Raw genomic sequence first — 18,127 nt, forward strand, 5'->3', positions numbered from 1 at the left:
CAAGGCGATAGCCGAAGCGCCAGTGAGGGGGAACTTCACTTTCCCTCGCAGACACTTCGGGCTAACGTACGGCACATCCCGTATTCACAAACGGTCTGTTGAATTCAAGAGGACGGCTTCTGTCGCACCCGGAGAGACCCACCACTTCCTTTGAGGAAACGGCTGTCTGTCTCATTTCAACCGGCTGATGATCTCGTTCGATTCGTCTCGTTGAAACATTTTGAGTAAAAGGCATTGATCGATGGCCGTTGAAAACCGAATGGACAAAATCGTCGCGCTCGCCAAGCGGCGCGGTTTCGTGTTCCAGTCGTCCGAAATCTACGGTGGATTGAACGGCTTTTGGGACTATGGCCCATTGGGGGTCGAACTTAAACGCAATGTGCGTCAAACCTGGTGGTCGGATATGATTACCGAGCACGACGAAATCTCGGTCCCTGCGGGAGCTCCTTCGAGCTTCGACATGGTGGGGGTCGAGACCTCGATCATCATGCATCCACAGGTCTGGAAGGTCTCGGGACACTTCGACCTGTTCGCCGATAAGCTCGTCGATTGTCGCGAATGTAAGGGCCGTTTTCGTGCCGATCACGTGGGAACCAGCGAGTGTCCGCTCAAGCCCTCAAAGCATCCGGGCGAGCACGACAAATGCCAACTGACGGAACCGCGTGATTTCAATTTGATGTTCGAGACGTATACCGGTGCGGTTCGATCGGAGGAAAACCGCGCATTCCTGCGTCCGGAAACGGCGCAGGGCATGTTCGTCAATTTCAAAAACGTTTGCGATTCCAGCCGCGTGAAGATCCCATTTGGAATTGCCCAGATCGGCAAGAGTTTTCGTAACGAGATCACCCCGCGAAACTTCACCTTCCGCTCACGCGAATTCGAGCAGATGGAGATGGAATTCTTCTGCCATCCAAGCCAGTCGTTCGAATGGTACACGTATTGGCGCGACCGTCGGTACAACTGGTACATCAAGCACGGTATCTCGAAGAGCAATTTGATCTTGCGCGAACATGCGCAAGAAGAGCTAGCGCACTATTCCGTCGGAACGGCTGACTTGGAATATGCGTTCCCGTTTCTGGAAGCGGGTTCGTACGGCGAACTGGAAGGTGTCGCACACCGCGGTGATTTCGATTTGCGTTCACACTCTGAGGGCAAGCTGTGCAAACAGGATGGAAAGCTGGTCATCGAAACGGGCCCGGATGGAAAGGCGAAGTATGTGGGAAGCGGCAAAGACCTGAGCTACTATGACGATCAGGCGCGTGAACGGTTTGTGCCACACGTCATCGAACCTGCTGCCGGTTGTGATCGCGCCACGCTCGCCTTTCTGTGCGAGGCCTATCATGAAGATCAGCAGCCGGATGACAAAGGCGCGATGCAATCCCGCGTCTATCTGAAATTCAACCCGAAGTTGGCTCCGATTAAGGTCGCCGTCTTTCCGCTCATCAAGAAGGACGGAATGCCAGAGAAAGCGGCGGAGATCTATCGGGAATTCAAGCAGGCCGGAATCGCCGTGGAATACGATCAGCAGGCCGCGATCGGCCGTCGATATCGCCGAATGGACGAAATCGGAACGCCATATTGCGTGACCATCGACAGCGACACGTTGTCGGCCGGTACGGTGACAATTCGTGATCGCGATACACTCGAACAGATTCGCGTTCCCGTCAAGGAAATCGTCGACCACGTGCAGGCGCGGATGAAGAACGCCACGGTCTGAGGTACTAGTCTCTCAAAGTGAAACAACCCCGGCAGCAAGCTGTCGGGGTTGTTTCACTTCATATCGTCCGCCGAGATCAACTCGGGCGAATCGAGGATGTCTATCCAAATAGCTGAGCAACCGGTTTTCCGCCATCGACGATCTTGAGCGGCCTGCCGATCGGGCTCATGTTCTCCTTTGCTGGGTTCACATCTAGCGACTTGCAGATCGTACTGAACAGGTCCGGGACGGTCACAGGATCGCTTAGAACTCCCATCCCATCCTTTGCGGATTCTCCGATCACCTGGCCACCCTTGATACCGCCACCCGCGATCAAGGCGTTGAAGTTGCGTGGCCAGTGGTCGCGGCCGGTGCGCGGGTTCACTTTCGGGGTGCGTCCGAACTCACCGGTCCAGAGGACCAGCGTCTTGTCGAGTAGTCCACGATCGCGCAAGTCGGCAATCAACGCTGCGACGGCTGGATCGCACTTGCTGGCCAGCCCCTTCACATTCTCAAATACGTCCTGGTGAGTGTCCCAGCCACCCATGCGCACTTCGACAAAGGTGACACCAGCTTCGACCAAGCGGCGGGCCAACAAGCATCCTTTGCCGAACTCCGAATTGCCGTACCGTTCTTTTGTCTCAGTCGATTCGTTGCCAAGATCAAACGTTTTCGTCATTGGAGACAGCACAAGCTTGGCCGACTTGTCATAAATTCTGCGATGGTTACCCACGACCGTTTCACCACCGCGGCTGGCGAACTCGGCATCAAGTCGTTCCATCAGACCCATGCGTCGCGTGAATCGCTTTTCACCAATGATGGGCGAAACATTGTCGGGCACCATTCCTACCGAGCGTCCAGCAACCTGGAATGGTTCGTAGTCAACTCCGAGGAAGCCGGCCCCCATTCCATTGATCCCACGATCGCCGATCGTCACGACCGCGGGCAAGTCGCGCTCCATCGGAGCCAATTCCTTGGCGATCAAGGCGCCCAGTGAGGGGTGCTTTACGGACCCCGAAGGGATGTATCCTGTGTGCATCTGATACGCGGCACGCTGATGTTCCCCTTCTTTGTTGGTCATCGAGCGAATGATCGCGATCTCTTTCATCTGTCTGGCGGTCTGTTCCCACCCTTCGGCGATCTGAATCCCCGATACGGAGGTGTCGATGGCGGTTGTCGAGCCACCGTTTTCGGTACCTGGTTTGGGATCAAATGTCTCCATCTGCGATGGCCCCCCCTGCATGAAAAGCAGGATCATGGCCCGACCTTGTTTTCGCAGTTCTTCGGCTTGAAGAGACATGACGTCGCGGAAATTCACCGCACCGCTTGCCGCGACAGCCGAAGCACCGTAGAGGAAGCTACGTCGAGAAAAGGATCGTTGCGTCAGCGCCACATTTTCATGCCAGGCGAAGTTTGTCATGACGATATTCCTGTAAAGGGTGGGCGTGATGTTGTGTTCAACCGCGTTCACAACCCGCTTTGATTGTCAAACCGAGCAATTCCAAATCCATCGAATCGATCAACGACAGGCGGAGTGGCGTCGATTTCGACTGCATCCCCCGCCCGCCGCCGCGTCGCATTCGGTGCGCAGAACAGGCCTTGCAACGCGGCCTGCAACCGAATTCCTGTTCAGCGTCGAGAAATAAACTCGCTGGAGTTCACGAGGCTCCACATGATGTCTTCAAACGACTCTGGTCGGTTTTTGACGTCATCGATGTATGCCAGGCTGATCTCCACTTCTCGTGTAGAAGGCTCACGCGCCAGGACGATCAGGTACAGTTCGCGGATCGCTTCACGATTGTCTTTGTGTTGAGCCAGGATCTTGTTAAGTCGCGTTTCCCCTTTGGCGGCCATGCCGGCTCGGAACGTCCTGGAGTTCATCATCATCAGCGATTGAGGGATGTTTCCGCTGATTTCATCCTTTGGGACCGAGGGATCAATTCCAAACAGGCTATCGAACTGGAACCGCGGGCTTTGCAGGAACGGGCGTCGTTTCTCTTCCTTCTTGGATTTTCCCTTGCCGACCCGCCCAGCCATCCCGTCATCATCAACATCAAAGACTTGAGCCAGCGAACTGAAGATGATATCCGAGCGAAGCGGGACGGGGGTTGCGGCGACAAATGGCAGATCGGATTCCGACGCGGGCCGAGTCTGAATCTTTCGCTGATACGCTTCGGTGTTCGCGACGGTTCGGACCAACCACTTGGGATCGTAGCCACTTGCCACGAAATTCTTGCAGATCAACTCCATGGCATCGGGATATCGTGCCGTTCGAGTGGGGCCAAGATCATCGACAGGCATGTAGAAACCCTCACCCAGCATCTCGGCCCAGATCCGATTCACGATGGCACGAGCAAACCAAGGGTTTTCGGATGACGTGAATGACTTCGCGACAGCGCTGCGGCGTTCTTCGTCAGTCTGTCCATGCGGCAGCGTCGCCCCATCGACGAAGAATTTCGGATCAACAAGATCACCGAGTGAATCCGGGTTCTTCAGATCCACCATGTAATGTTCGGCCGACCCGCGGCGCTTGTTCATCGGAGCGGGAATCGCCTTGATTTCTTCGACCGTCAACATCCCGTCTTTATTCGTATCACCCATTTCAAACAGGCGATCGATCAATTTGGGGTTGAGTTTCGTTGCTCGCATCTCGTCATCGTTCACCATCGTCTTTGCCATGGCATTGTCGGCCTTTTTCGCAGCGGCCTTTTTTCTCGACGTCATCTTGTCGTCACCGGCCATCTTATCGTCGCTGGCCATCTTTGCCGATTTCGCGCCTTCCGACTTCTTGCCATTGATTCGCTTCGGACCACTGGCGAGTTCTTCTTTTGTGACTTTGTCGTCGCGATTTCGGTCAAAACTACGGACAAAGAGATCGGGATGCTCGTGCATGAATTCACCACGACGGCGTTCCGTATTGACCGAGATCACCTCGAAATCAGGTTTTCCCTGCATCACACGGCGTTCCGTGATCCGTGGGAAATAGGCCGCAAGCTGGTGGAATTGTTCGCGTTTCCAGATATCCGAGGGGTGATCGTGGCAATTGGCACATTGCAACTGAATTCCCAAAAAGACGCGACAGGTTTCGGCTGCAACATCTTCGGTTGTGGCTCCCTGGGCGAAGATCAAGGCGGTTTCAGGATGTTCTTGCACGTTTCCCAGTGCGGTGAGCATCGAAGTGACCGTGGAATCCCACCCGACTCCCTGGTTCCATTGTTCCGCCATCCAGGTTGTGAACTCTTCTTGATTCAAGCGGGATCGAGTTTCGGTGGCGCGAATATAGATCACATCACGCCAGTAGCGGCCCCAGTTGACTCCAAAATCCGGTGAGGCAATGAGCTGATCAATCAGTGCCCCGCGTTTATTTTCGTCCGTGCTTGCTCGAAAAGCGCGAACCTCGTCGGGGGTGGGCAGTTTGCCGGCAATATCAAGCGACACGCGACGCAGGAAGTCCTCGTCATTACATCGCTCGGCCGGATGCAAACCGGCTTTTTCCAGTTCGGACAAGATTCGCTTGTCGACTTCGGACGCGACCAGTGGGGCCGCGACCAGGTCCTTTGAGGCGATTGCGGGGTGCCATTTCGGGGCAACGGGTTGCGTGGCGTCCGCCGCGGACGACGTGTCTAGTGGAGGGGTGCTGGGTGATGGGGCGTCACCCGCGATCACGGTCCAGCCCAGACCGAAAACCAGCGTTACCGCGAACGCAAATTGAAAAATGGGCCTACGCATCATTTTCCTTTCAGTCCGATTGCTGAAGAACAATTGGCGTCCCGTTCACGAGCGATGGAACGGCGTTTCTTCAGGAGAAATGTACCTCATTCGCAATCCGCGAATCGAAAGCCAATAGTTCTTTAAACTCGAAATCCGTCGCGAGGTTTCGCAAAAAAAAGCGGCAAAACGACGTGGAGCCTTTTTTCAGAAAGAATTCAGGTGGCTTTGATCAAACCCCTCATATTTGAATGATTTCGGAAACGGATGACGTTGTGGCCACTCTTGCCGGAATTCCGTGATTTTATTGCCTCACTTGACTCGCCCACCCGATTCCGTGAAGTTCCCCGTTCGGAATTTCTTTCCTTCGATGCGGGAGCGTGGCTGTGGCGGTTTCTTCTTCACCGGATCTGCGAAACGTTCGTGGCGTCCTGTTCGATATGGACGGAGTGATCTATGTCGGCACTCAGTTACTTCCCGGTGTACAGGAGATGTTCGACTACCTGGAAAAAACCGGCCGAAGGTGGCTTTGCGTCACGAACAATGCCAGTCGCACGCCTGCTCAGTTCGTCGAAAAGCTGACTGGCATGAACGTTCGTGCCCGCCCGGAACAGATCCTCGGTAGTGCCGAAGCGTCTGCCGCGTGGCTGGCTGATCAAATCCATCACCACGGATGGCCCAAAGGGAAAGTGATCATCGTGGGGCAGGACGGACTGCGTGCCGCTCTGAAGCAGCATCACTTTGAGTTGACGATGGAACCCGCTGAGGCGACGTATGCCATCGCCGGAATCAATTTTGAACTGACTTACGAGGAACTCGCGCGCACGGCACTCGCGATCCGAAACGGAGCTCGGTTTATCGGAACGAACTCTGATCCAAGTTATCCCAGCGAACGGGGACTGCTGCCGGGGGCAGGAAGTATCTTGGCCTTGTTGGAAGCGGCAACGGGAGTGAAACCCATCGTCATCGGGAAGCCGAATCGAGGAATGTACGATCAGGCGATCCGGCGAATTGGTGCGTCACCTCATGAAGTCATGATGGTTGGCGATCGATACGACACGGATATTTCGGGGGCTCAAACAGTCGGTCTGGTGACGACAGGCGTACTGACCGGCGTGAGCTCGCGTCATGACTTTGAATCTGCGACTCAGCCGCCAGATTTGATTGCCGCCGATCTGATCGAACTACGTCGTCGATTCGAAGAGCAGGATGCCGCCTGATCGCCAGTTAAAAAGTAGGGTAGGCAACTTGCTTGCCAATGTGCGATGGCGTTTCCTGAACCGATACGGAGCCAGTCCCTGTGATTTCATTCAACAGACTGCTGACGGGGTTCAATGGATCTTTCGTGGCCGTGACGTGAAATCGCGGCACGGCCACATGGGCCTGACCGGCGCGCACGTCAAATCCGTGGGCGCATTGGCTCGCTTCTCGTCGTATCAATTCCGGATGAAACGCCCGTTCGTTCGACGACGATCTGACGTTTGAATGCCCCGGTCAGGCAATGGGCCAATCCGCAGTGACAACCTGAGCCATCATCGATTCTTGCGGCCGGCAGACACGATTGCGTCCTGACGCCTTCGCTCGATACAGGCACTTGTCCGCGACTGCGATCAGCGACTCGACCGAATCGGCATGAAGTGGGCAGACCGCCACGCCAAGGCTCATTGTGATGCGGAACATTTCTTTCTGAATGCGAATCGTTTTCGAGGCGATCGCTGTTCGAATCCCCTCGGCGATTCGCATGGCACCGGCGAGTCCCACATTTGGCAGCAGGATTGCGAATTCTTCGCCCCCATATCGGGCCACAACACTGGTTTCGCCGGCGCGCAGCTGTGAGACTTGTTCACCCATCAATCGAGCGGTTTCGCGCAGTACTTTATCACCGGCCTGGTGCCCAAACCGATCGTTAATCGATTTGAAGTGATCCAAGTCGGCGAGGATTAACGAACAGGCGTTTGATTCGTCGTGCTGAATCCGTTCGACTTCGGCCTCGAGATACGCATCAAACGATCTGCGATTGACGAGATCGGTCAGGTGGTCATGACGCGCTTGTCGACGGATGGCGGCTTCGTCAAAAACACGGCGCAACGTATGAGCAAGTGTATTTGCCCCGAAGTCGATCAGCCTTCGACGAGATTCGAGCGAATATCCGGGCGTCTTGCTGGTCAGGCAAAGGGCACCCAGGACACGTCCATTGACCTGAATGGGCGCTGACGCCGCAGACGTGATTGGTGACTCGCGTTGCAGACTTTTGAGCCAGTCGCGGTCTTGCAGGCTGCCCAACTGCGATTCAATCGCAACGTGTGCGAGCGCCTGCTCGTGCCGCGTCCAGGCCGCCGCCACACTCGGCGGCAGCGGATCGCCGCACTGGACGATTGGCTGCAATCGCTCGCCGGCGCGACGTGCAATGAAGTAGATGGCGACTCGATCGGCCCCCGTCATCTCGCCCAGCCGAGTGGCAAATTGCGAAAACGCCTCGACCGGCTCGTCGACGCGTGAGTCGATGATTTCCCGGATCTCCAGCATCTCGCGTGTGGAACGCAGTTCTGCCAACTGGTGTTCTGCGGCCAGCTTCTGATGCCACCGATCCGCTAGCTGTCCCGCAATCATTCGCATGAATGTCAGCGGGTCTGCAAGGGATAGTTCCGCAGGCCAGCAACTCGATGTCACGAGAACTCCAAGAATCTTTCCCCCTTGATTGATTCCGGTCAAAACCAACTGATCCGTCTTCCCCCGGTCTGCTTCGCTGAGCAGTTCAAAGAGGGTTTCGGGATCAACGGTCCGCGGAATCACGAGGGGATTCTCTACCCGAAGACGGTTGATGTATTCCAGAGGAATCGTCAATTGCCCCGTCGTTTGTTTGGAGAGGCCAGAGGCGATCGTGGGATATCCGTCGTCGGAATTGGTTCCCACGAAGCAAGCAAACCCCGATAGGCTTGGCGGACGGACTCGCTGGACAAGGGCCGCGAGTGCGGTCGTTAGATCGGCCGGTCCGAAAAATTCGCCGAGAATCTGGTCCTGGAGATCATCGAGTTTGTGTTCGTGCTTCAGGCGGAGAATTTCTGCTTCCAGATCCGCGATCGCTGCTGCGGGCGATGACGTGCAATGGCTCATCCGTTGACGTGCGAGAAAGACTCCTCCCAGGAATCCAAAGGCTCCAGTCAACACGACACCGCTAATCATCGGGGCAATCGAATTGAATGCGAGTGTCAATTCCGTCATGGTTCGCTACCAAAAGAGGCCGAACGAAAGCGATGGCACAGATAGTCTACGCGCGCCTTACCATCACTTTGCAACGGGAATTGCTGACACATTTCAGGGGCACCGCAAATGGAATTCGGATCGCACAATCCTGACGAATTACCGTTTACGCACGATTGGATCGAACTGTTGAGAAAAAGCATCATCTATCAAGCGGAAAAAGCGGGCAGGTCGGTCCGTTCTGGGCGAACATCACGATGTCTAGCTGAGAGAACTGGCATGAACTCATACTTGGGCGCTGGACAATCCGTTTCGAAGCAACACAGGAATTCCAGCAATCTCGTTAAAGTCGTCGATCCCTCAGGTGTTTTCTTACAAACCTGCAATCAACAACGGCGAACAGCGACCAAACCCAACTCGGTGTGATCAAGCCGCCCGTCGCATCAAACGCAGGAACTGAGCCCCTCTGGCTCAATTTAACCTGGCCGAACCACGTCCGCGTACGAACGGCGTTCCGTTTGTGAATCGGTCTCGGTTGAACAATCAGGGACATTGCGCAACGTCCCCAATCCACCGATGAACGTCGAGATCGATCGATGTTATCACAAACACGGTTGCGGGGCGACGCATGAGAATGACATCATTCGTGTGTCAACGTCTCTTCGTCGGCCCGCAATTTGGCGAATTATAGCGTATACAGGAAGGCGACAAGGTCCGATTTTTCATCCGGGCTCAATTTGAGTTCGAAAACCAAGTTGAAGAACTCAACGGTGTCCTCAAGAGTCAACAGACGACCGTCATGCAGGTACGGAGGCGAATCTTTGATTCCTCGCAGCGGGAACGTCTTGATGGGCCCGTCGGCCGATGCTCGCATGCCGTTAATCGTGCGAGGCTTGTAGAAGCGTTCAACCTGCAGGTTGTGCATCAGATTGTCGGTGTAATAGGGTGCGGGATGGCAGACCGAACATTGCGCCTTCCCAAAGAACAGTGCCTGCCCACGTAGCTCAGACTCGGTTGCTTCACTGACCTTCAGCTTCCCAAAAAGATCGAGCTTCGGCGCTGGAGGAAAGTCGAGCAATTCTTCGAATTCAGCCATGAAGTGAACCTGGCTGCCGCGTTCGAGCACATTGACACCTTTTTTTGTCGCAAGGATCGGGTCACCATCGAAGTAGGCGGCGCGTTGTTCGAATTCCGTAAAGTCTTCGACCGTTTTCAATGCACGCTGCGAACCGAAAAGTCGTTGGATGTTGAGTCCGCGAAGCGTGGGGGTATCAAGGCGGTGGCGAAATTCCTGTGGACGAATATCACCGACAAGGTGCGTCGCCGCGTTGGTATGTCCATTTGCGTGGCAATCAAAACAACTGACTCCGCGACTTGGTAAAATGGACCGTCGGTCCTCGGTCTGATTGAACTGCTGTTGCATGAAGGGTGTGACCAGCAGCCTCACGCCCTCGAGTTGTTTCGGATTCAGGATCTCGGCAAACAGCTCATGAAAGTTTTCGATCGTGACCAGCTTTCCTTGCGAAACGTCACCCAGATCGGGTCTGGTCGTCAGATAGATTGCTGGTGGAAATTCAGGCACGAGATGATCGGGCAGGTCATAGTCCAGGTCGAATCGGGTGAGATCTCGCGCATCCAGTTGTTTGATGGCGTCGATATGAAACTTGGGGAAGAGCATCCCCCCCTCGGGATGATTGGGATGTGGCAAGGGATAGAATCCGGCTGGAAAGAGATCTTTCTCACGAATCTCTTTGGGGGAGAGAGCGGCAAGTTTCTGCCACGTCATGCTCTCGGGAAGTTTTGCGCGGACGCCCCCCTGCACGGGCTTTTTTCTTGTCATGACAAGCCCCGTGACGGGGCGGTCGCTCAGGTCGTACCGTGATTTCAGCAGCTCGGCATGTTTGCGATCGAGTTCTGGCTTTGCGGCTTGCATCTTCGCCAGAACGTCAGCGATGTCTTTCGGAATTTTCGAAACTGTGGTGCTCTTAGACGAAGCGGCCGACGTGTCCTGGGCCTGCACGGCCTGGTGACCGAGCAAAAGTCCGAGAATCGATCCCAGGGTGAAGCATTGCCGAATCACAGTGCGTCTCATTTGCGGTACTCCGTACGGTAGAGGGATAAGCAGCCGATTGGCCTCAAAGCTCGATGTTGTGCGCCATCCACGCCTCTCGCTCGGTCCCTGTTCGCGAACTTTGATTTTCCTGCGAGGATGAATTCTCGTGCGCTCAGTCTTCTCGCATTCCGTGTACCAATGTCACGATTTGCTGAGTATTTCACAGTCAGACATCGCTCCGGCAATTCAAGGTGGAGGACTGCGTTCCAACATGGTCAATATTTGGCCCGATTGTGTTCAATTTGGCAAGATGTGACTCAGCTCAAACGATCACGAGTGGCACATGACGACAAGTGTCACATTGAGGAATTAAAGCCATGGCGTACGACAGAAACCTGTTGATTCAAAAAGCAAGTGCGATTGCTGGCGACTTGGATCTGAAAAACGGATTCGTTGCGGCTGAGGTCGGTGCTGCAATTCAGACCGTGGACGGAAGCCTATTTATAGGGGTTTCGATCGACATTTCCTGCGGATTGGGATTCTGTGCCGAGGTCGCGGCGATTGCCCAAATGCTTGCCCATCGGGAAACCCAAATTGAAGCGATCGTTGCCGTGACGCAATCCTCGATTATTCCACCATGTGGACGATGTCGCGAAACAATCGCGCAAGTCGACGTACGGAACCTCGACTGCCGAGTAATACTGGGGGAGGACCGGGATGTCCCGCTTCGCGAGCTATTGCCCTTGTTTTGGCTGACGGAATAGGCAGAGCTTTCGAATTCAACATCGCGGCGCAACCTTGATGCCGATTCTGCGACATCGCGTGTCAAAGCCACGTGGATCGGAGTGCATCGCCGTTTAGACTGCTATGGTTGATCCGACCAGAACGGTAACGAGACCATGGCACCGTAGTTGGAAATATTGTGCAGGGCATTCCGCCTGGGGCGATACGTACGCTCGGTCCTGGGTTCGCCGTCCTGGGTATAGACCCAGAGCTCAAAGGGATCCCATACGATCAATTCATCGCGTGCGTCGCCGGTGACGTCGAGCGTCATATAACACATGTCGGGATGGCCGTCGGCCGGAAACTTCAGCACGCGACGACCGCGACCATCGAACGCGCCGCCGAGTTCTGGATTCGCCGACACAACGTAGAACTCTTCCGAATTTCCCGTCCAGTTGAGGGGTAGAATCGGACTACCGTGATTGCACGGTTCGAACTCGTGATACATGTCACCCGTTGAATCATAAAGATTCGTAATTCCCTGGTTACCCCAGTAATTCATCGTGACAATTTCGAGACCCGGCAAGTCATCTCGCAGGTTCGCCACAGTGACGTTCTGGACATGCCCGACGCGATGACGGCGTAGAATGTTTCCCTTGAGATCGGCAATGTAGAACCCTTCGTCGCTGGCGCCGCAGAGCACTTTAGGTTCAGTCGGTGCATCGGGATTCATCTCGACAACGGCAACCGCATCGGCGTGGTCTTTGATGCTGGAGTCGAGCGACCAGATTTTTGTCCCTTTGGCATCAAACAAGGAATAGCCGACGAAAAGCTCGTCCGTTCCATCGCCGTCAAGATCTTTCGCGTACGGGTAATGGCCCGTCTGACAGGATGCATGCCAAAGTGTTTCCAGTTTGGGAGTGATCGCCCAGAAGTTCGTATAACGATCTTTCAAGATCAGGTGGTCGGCGCGACCCGTTCCGCGGAGATCGGCGAAGAACAACGAATCTCCCAAGATCCGCGGGAATTTCGGCTTCTTGTTCCCTGAGATCACCAGTGGTGTCGGCACTTTCTGACGCGTCTTTCCGGTGGCTCCATCGGCCACGATCAGCTCCTGATTCTTGCAATAGATCACTTCCGTCTGACCATCTCCATCGAGATCGTGAATCTGCAGTGCCACGTCATTCGTCAGGTGGTCCTTCCAGGGATCGGGTTCCCCAATCTGCCACAGGATCTTCCCATCGAACGTCATGGCAGTCAGGCAACTGACTTCGCTGTATTGATCTTTCGGACCGTGATGCTGCATCTGGGCCACAAGGAGATCCATTTGTCCGTCATTGTCGAGGTCGCCAAACCGCAAGTTGCGCCCCACGCCGAAGTCTTTGAACTCAATCTTTTTCCAGAACTTGGGCGCAGGGTTCTTGGCTTGCAACGCCGCTTCTTCAGCCTCGCGCTGCTGAACTTTCTGCTCGAGGTCTCGCTTGTCCGAGGAGGTCATGCGGACATCCACGCTTTGGAAACGGGTGGGGCCGTCGGCCGTCAATCCGATCTTGCCTGTGGGGTACGTCGAGTCGTCGCACTCGAATAGGAGTGATCCGTTCAATTCAATCCGGATACGGCTCCCCTTAACGGTCACCTGCGCCGCAATCTCCAGATCAGATGGCGAGGTCACTTCCTGGCGGGCAAGTGTTTGTTCGAACGGAGTACGAAATGCCGTCTCATGCTTGACCATCTTCAGCACGGCCTGTCGACCCTCAATCCCAAAAAAGTAGTAGCAACGATCATTCTGATAGCGGAATATCACACCTCGGCGCGCGTCACCCTTTAGCGGCGTGAATCGGACAGAGACGACATAGTCCTTCCAAAGGGAGTCACCCGCACACAACATCGGATGAGTGTGCTTGTCGGATTCGGGCGAGTACGTCTGCAGTAACGCACGTCGGCCATTTTCTTCGACCACTTTCCAGGCACGCTGCGATCCAATGCTGGAACTGTAAGACGTGATCGTCCAAGGCCCCTTCGGTGCACAGTCTGGAAGAAAGTGATATTCAGCCCGCGCCCACAAGACCCTGGACAGTGGTCCTGCTGGAAGTTTCGCAAAACCATCCGTCATCACCGTCTCCAGTGGATCAGATGGTTGCCCAGCAACTTCGTCTGCAAGTATTGGAATCCCGACGAAGCAGAACAAAATCCAGCAGAATCGGGCGAGCCGCGCAGTCATTCGTTACTCCGCTATGTAGTCGATAGGAACTTGTCGTACTTTGCATCATTCGATTTCCGAAGTGTCATAACCGAATCATGCTACGTCGATCAACGAACAAGAAATGTTGTTTAAAAAACCTCAAAGAAGCTCCGTAATAGCGCTCACATCAACGATCGTGCATGTTACTCTTGTGTGACATCAACACGGCGTGATACAGGACTTCATGACGACTCGCATCAGTGGGGCAATCGATGGCACGGCAGAGGCCCGAACGATCGTTGAAGCAACGAATTTGCCGACGCGGGATATGCGTCATTCTTCTTGGGCTTGTCAGCTATGCACCGAATTCCCTTCACGCTGATCCACCAGCCGAAAAGCCGAAGCTCGTCTTTGAAGAACAGATCCTGCCGATCCTGAAAACGAGATGCATCAAGTGCCACGCCGGCGCCGAGCCATCGGGAGGGTTGCGTCTAACGACACGCAGCGATCTGCTGCGCGGCGGATCGGCAGGACCGGCGATTCGGATTGCCGCCGCGGAATCGAGTTTGATCTGGGAAAAGCTGACCTCCAACGAGATGCCCAAAGGGGGACCGCCGCTCAGCGCGGACGAAAAAGGAATCATTCGGGCCTGGATCAACGAAGGCGCGTTGTCGTCCGCCCCGGATACGAGTGATTCCGATCCGTTGAACGAATCGCTCGACAATGACTCTCACGAACATTGGTCGTTTCGGCCGCCCGTCAAACCCCCGGTTCCAAGTCGCGCGGCAATCGACGCGGATGAGAATCCGATCGATGCGTTCATTATCCATTCGCTGCAAGCCAAGGGGCTGACGTTGTCCTCACGGGCTTCACGCGCCGTCCTGCTGCGACGCGCGTCGTATGACTTGATTGGCCTGCCGCCATCTCCCGAGGACGTCCGCGAGTTCATGTCTGATCCTGACGAATTCGCCTATGAACGTTGGATCGACCGTTTGCTGGAATCCCCGCACTACGGCGAACGCTGGGGCCGTCATTGGCTGGATCTCGCTGGATACGCGGACTCGGCAGGAGTCCTTTCGGAAGATCGCCCTCTGCCCACCGCCTTCCGATATCGCGACTACGTCATTCGCGCGTTCAATCGCGACAAACCCTACGACCAGTTTCTACGAGAACAGATCGCCGGCGACGAACTGGTCGATTACTGGTCGGCCTATGAAAAGTACGAGGTCCTTCCCGACGAAGTGATCGAAGCGATCACCGCGACGGGGTACCTGCGATGTGCGGCCGACTCCAGCCGTCCTGATTTCTCGACGATCAAAAACGCCGATGCTCAATACTATTATCCAACGATCAATGACACGCTTCAGATTGTGGCCTCATCGACAATGGGCGTGACGCTGCAATGTGCCCGGTGTCATAGCCACAAGTTCGACCCGATTGCGCAGTCGGAATACTACCAGTTGCAGTCAATATTCATGGGAGCGCTTCGTCCCCGTGAGTGGATTGCACAAATGGACCGCAAGCTGTTGATTGCCTCGGCCGCACAGAAACGTACTGCCGACGAGCACAACGGAAAACTCGATGCCGAGATTGCGAGGTTGAAGAAAGAGTTGTCCGATCTGCGGACAGAGTTCAAGCAACAGCACTTCGACAGGCGATTGAACGAGTTGCCCGAGGTGCTACGCGCTGACGTTAAGTCGGCATTCGGGAAGCCAGCCGACCAGCGAACGGACGTCGACAAGTATTTCGTCGAAAAGCTTCAGGTGACGCTGCAACCGGATGACAAATCGCTCGATCAACTGCTGCCGGAGGCATATCCGGATTACAAGGCGGCCGCCGCCGCACGAAATGAAGGGATCGCACAGCAGGAACGACGGCGGATGCATTTTGACGAAGTGCGTGCGCTTTACGATTTACCGGGCCCGGTCGTAACGCATCTGCTACGACGCGGCGATGCACTCACTCCTGGTCCCGTCGTTGAACCCGGCGTGTTAAAAGCGCTGACCACGCCGGTTTCTTTCCAGTGGACCGCTCCCGCGCCCGAAGCGAAGACCAGCGGCCGTCGGTTGGCTTTTGCGAATTGGCTAACGCAACCCGACCACCCGTTGACGTCGCGAGTTCTGGTCAACCGAGTCTGGCTGCACCATTTTGGCGAAGGCATCGTGGCGACCCCGGAAGACTTTGGAACACTCGGTGCGACTCCCAGTCATCCACAACTCCTTGATTGGCTGGCGCGCGAGTTTGTCGATTCAGGCTGGAGTATGAAACGGCTTCATCGGTTGATGATGACCTCCAAAACCTATTGCCAGCGGTCCATTGTCGACGACGTGCACCATGCGAACGCCCTGGCCGCCGATCCTGACAATCGACTGATGTGGCGGCAGCGTATGAGGCGACTTGATGCCGAGCCGTTGCGAGACGCGATGCTGTGCGTCTCGGGGCTGCTCGATCGACAGGTGTACGGCCGCGCGATTCCGGTGGCCCGTCGTCCCGACGGAGATGTCACGATCGCTGACGGGAACAATGAGTATCGTCGATCGATCTATGTGCAGGTGCTGCGCGGCAACCCGTTGACTCTGTTACATGCTCACGACCAGCCTGTAATGGAGACCAATTGCACGAGGCGTTCGCGTTCGACGGTTTCGACGCAGGCACTCACGCTGCTGAACAGTGACGCATGTCAGATGTATGCTCAAGCCTTTTCGGATCGAGCTTTACGCGAATCCGTCGAAGCGCCTCTCAATTATGTCGCCCTCGTGGCGTGGTCACGCGACGCCACCAGTGTTGAACTAAGATTGTTTGAAGAGTTCGTGAAGTCTCAGCAAATGCGACATGTTTCGTCGGGTGAGCCGCTGGATCAGGCCCGACGCAAGGCGTTTATCGATTTGTGCCACATGGTGATGGCATCCAATGAATTTGTGCATGTGGACTGATTCGCCCAACGAACGCGCCCGGTGCAACGAGCGAGGAGTAACAGATGACACAATCTGCCGAATACGAAGGTTGGCTTTCGTCACGACGCGAAGCCTTGACGCAATTGGGTGGAGGATTCGGGGGAATGGTCCTCGCGTCGATGCTACGTGATTCGTCGAGTACCGCCATCGCCAGCGGTTCGGCTCCGCATGACTTGCGGCTCAAGGCGCCACGCCACGAACCACGGGCGCGAGCTGTGATTCAGCTGTTCATGCACGGCGGGCCGAGTCAGGTCGATCTTCTCGACCCCAAACCGGAATTGTCACGCTTTCACGGACAGGCGCCGCCCGCCGAAGTGGCCGACGACGAGAATCGAACGACCACGTTGCTGGGAAGTACGTTCAAATTCTCCAAGCATGGCGAAAGCGGTCTTGAATTCTCGGAAGTGTTGCCTGGAATTGCTCGTCATGCCGACGACATTGCTGTGGTTCGATCGATGTTTACAGAGCATCGAAATCATGAACAGGCAATCTGGATGGCGCATACCGGCCTGATTGTTTCAGGGCGACCTAATATCGGTGCTTGGGCTGGATATGGTTTAGGTACCGAGAATCAGAATCTGCCCGCCTATGTTGCGCTTCCCGATCCTAAAGGCCTTCCCGTTGATGGCACCCGAAACTGGTCAAGTGGCTGGTTGCCACCGGTCTACCAAGGGACCGCGATCCGATCTGATGGGATGCCGGTCCTGCATCTTCAACCAAAGACCGCACGCAGTGCGGACGTTGATCAGGGACGATTGGACTTGCTTCGAACGCTCAACCAGCAGCATCGTACGGCCCGACCAGGGGAACTCGATCTGGATGCGCGGATCGCGAGCTTCGAACTGGCCGCGAAAATGCAACTGACGGCGACGGATGCTTTGGACATCAATCAGGAGACCGAAGCGACGCAGCGTCTGTATGGATTGGATCAGGAAGTCACACGCTCGTACGGCAAACGCTGTCTGATGGCACGACGGTTGATCGAACGAGGCGTTCGGTTCGTTCAACTTTTCATGGCAGGCCAGCCATGGGACACGCATTCGCACAACGTGTCTGGAATTCGGAGTTGTTGTCAGCAAACCGATCTGCCGATTGCCGGCCTGCTGACGGATCTGAAACAGCGAGGATTGCTTGATTCCACACTGGTTCAATGGGGCGGCGAATTCGGCCGGACGCCCGGTGCTGAACAACGAGATGGGAACAAGACCGAAGGGATCGAGGGGCGCGATCATCATCCCTATGGATTTAGTGTCTGGCTGGCGGGCGGGGGCATTCGCGGCGGACAAGCGTACGGAGCGACCGACGACTTCGGTTACCGTGCCATTGCAAACCGAACTCAGACGGCCGACTTGCACGCGACGATTTTGCACCTGCTGGGACTCGACCACGAGTCGCTGACGTTCCCACACAATAGTCGAGATGAGCGTCTGACCGACGTCTACAAAGCCCGCGTCATTCGCGAACTGCTCATGTAACCTGACTTCGTTTCTTTGCGGCAAACAGGGCTCGGTCCACCAACCATAATTCTTTGGTTCATGCCACGTGCAATGACAGTGTAATCAGAGTCACTGTCCAAGAAAATACGAAGGCCTCTCAGAGAGGTAACAGCT

General features: G+C 55.4%; 10 protein-coding genes. 5 read left to right on the plus strand and 5 right to left on the minus strand.

Annotated elements, in window-relative coordinates:
• Positions 1-241 precede the first annotated feature (241 nt).
• The gene (locus OSO_RS0104455) at positions 242-1,717 is read left to right on the plus strand and encodes a glycine--tRNA ligase (protein ID WP_010582307.1); all 1,476 of its coding nucleotides are present in this window, start codon (positions 242-244) and stop codon (positions 1,715-1,717) included.
• A gap of 100 nt (positions 1,718-1,817) precedes the next feature.
• On the opposite strand, the gene OSO_RS0104460 is transcribed toward OSO_RS0104455, so the two are convergent.
• Positions 1,818-3,116, minus strand: coding sequence for a DUF1501 domain-containing protein (locus OSO_RS0104460; protein ID WP_010582308.1), 1,299 nt, complete (start codon positions 3,114-3,116; stop codon positions 1,818-1,820).
• Between the two features lie 209 nt (positions 3,117-3,325).
• On the minus strand, positions 3,326-5,428 hold the full coding sequence (locus OSO_RS47430; protein WP_010582309.1) for a DUF1549 domain-containing protein: 2,103 nt from the start codon (positions 5,426-5,428) through the stop codon (positions 3,326-3,328).
• Between the two features lie 362 nt (positions 5,429-5,790).
• Here OSO_RS47430 and OSO_RS0104475 point away from each other — a divergent pair, with 362 nt between their 5' ends.
• Positions 5,791-6,624: an HAD-IIA family hydrolase gene (locus OSO_RS0104475; protein WP_010582310.1), complete on the plus strand. Its 834-nt coding sequence runs from the start codon at positions 5,791-5,793 to the stop codon at positions 6,622-6,624.
• Positions 6,625-6,898: 274 nt separating this feature from the next.
• Here the strand turns inward: OSO_RS0104475 and OSO_RS47435 are convergent, their stop codons facing one another.
• On the minus strand, positions 6,899-8,626 hold the full coding sequence (locus OSO_RS47435; RefSeq protein WP_010582312.1) for a GGDEF domain-containing protein: 1,728 nt from the start codon (positions 8,624-8,626) through the stop codon (positions 6,899-6,901).
• A gap of 664 nt (positions 8,627-9,290) precedes the next feature.
• Positions 9,291-10,697 (minus strand): cytochrome b6, encoded by a 1,407-nt coding sequence (locus OSO_RS0104500; RefSeq protein WP_040591601.1) that lies wholly within the window; start codon positions 10,695-10,697, stop codon positions 9,291-9,293.
• Positions 10,698-11,035: 338 nt separating this feature from the next.
• On the opposite strand from OSO_RS0104500, the gene OSO_RS0104510 reads away from it, so the two are divergent.
• Positions 11,036-11,422 carry a cytidine deaminase family protein gene (locus OSO_RS0104510; protein ID WP_010582315.1) on the plus strand — a complete coding sequence of 129 codons (387 nt, stop codon included), beginning with the start codon at positions 11,036-11,038 and terminating at the stop codon, positions 11,420-11,422.
• Positions 11,423-11,523: 101 nt separating this feature from the next.
• On the opposite strand, the gene OSO_RS0104515 is transcribed toward OSO_RS0104510, so the two are convergent.
• Complete coding sequence (locus OSO_RS0104515) at positions 11,524-13,602, minus strand: hypothetical protein (RefSeq protein ID WP_010582316.1); 2,079 nt, start codon at positions 13,600-13,602, stop codon at positions 11,524-11,526.
• A gap of 233 nt (positions 13,603-13,835) precedes the next feature.
• Here OSO_RS0104515 and OSO_RS42105 point away from each other — a divergent pair, with 233 nt between their 5' ends.
• A complete protein-coding gene (locus OSO_RS42105; protein ID WP_050985999.1) occupies positions 13,836-16,496 on the plus strand; it encodes a PSD1 and planctomycete cytochrome C domain-containing protein in 2,661 nt (886 codons plus the stop codon).
• A 44-nt stretch (positions 16,497-16,540) separates the two neighbouring features.
• Positions 16,541-17,992, plus strand: coding sequence for a DUF1501 domain-containing protein (locus OSO_RS0104525; protein WP_010582318.1), 1,452 nt, complete (start codon positions 16,541-16,543; stop codon positions 17,990-17,992).
• The last annotated feature ends 135 nt before the right edge of the window (positions 17,993-18,127 follow it).

This window comes from Schlesneria paludicola DSM 18645 (assembly GCF_000255655.1).
In the GTDB taxonomy this organism is placed as follows: Bacteria; Planctomycetota; Planctomycetia; order Planctomycetales; family Planctomycetaceae; genus Schlesneria; species Schlesneria paludicola.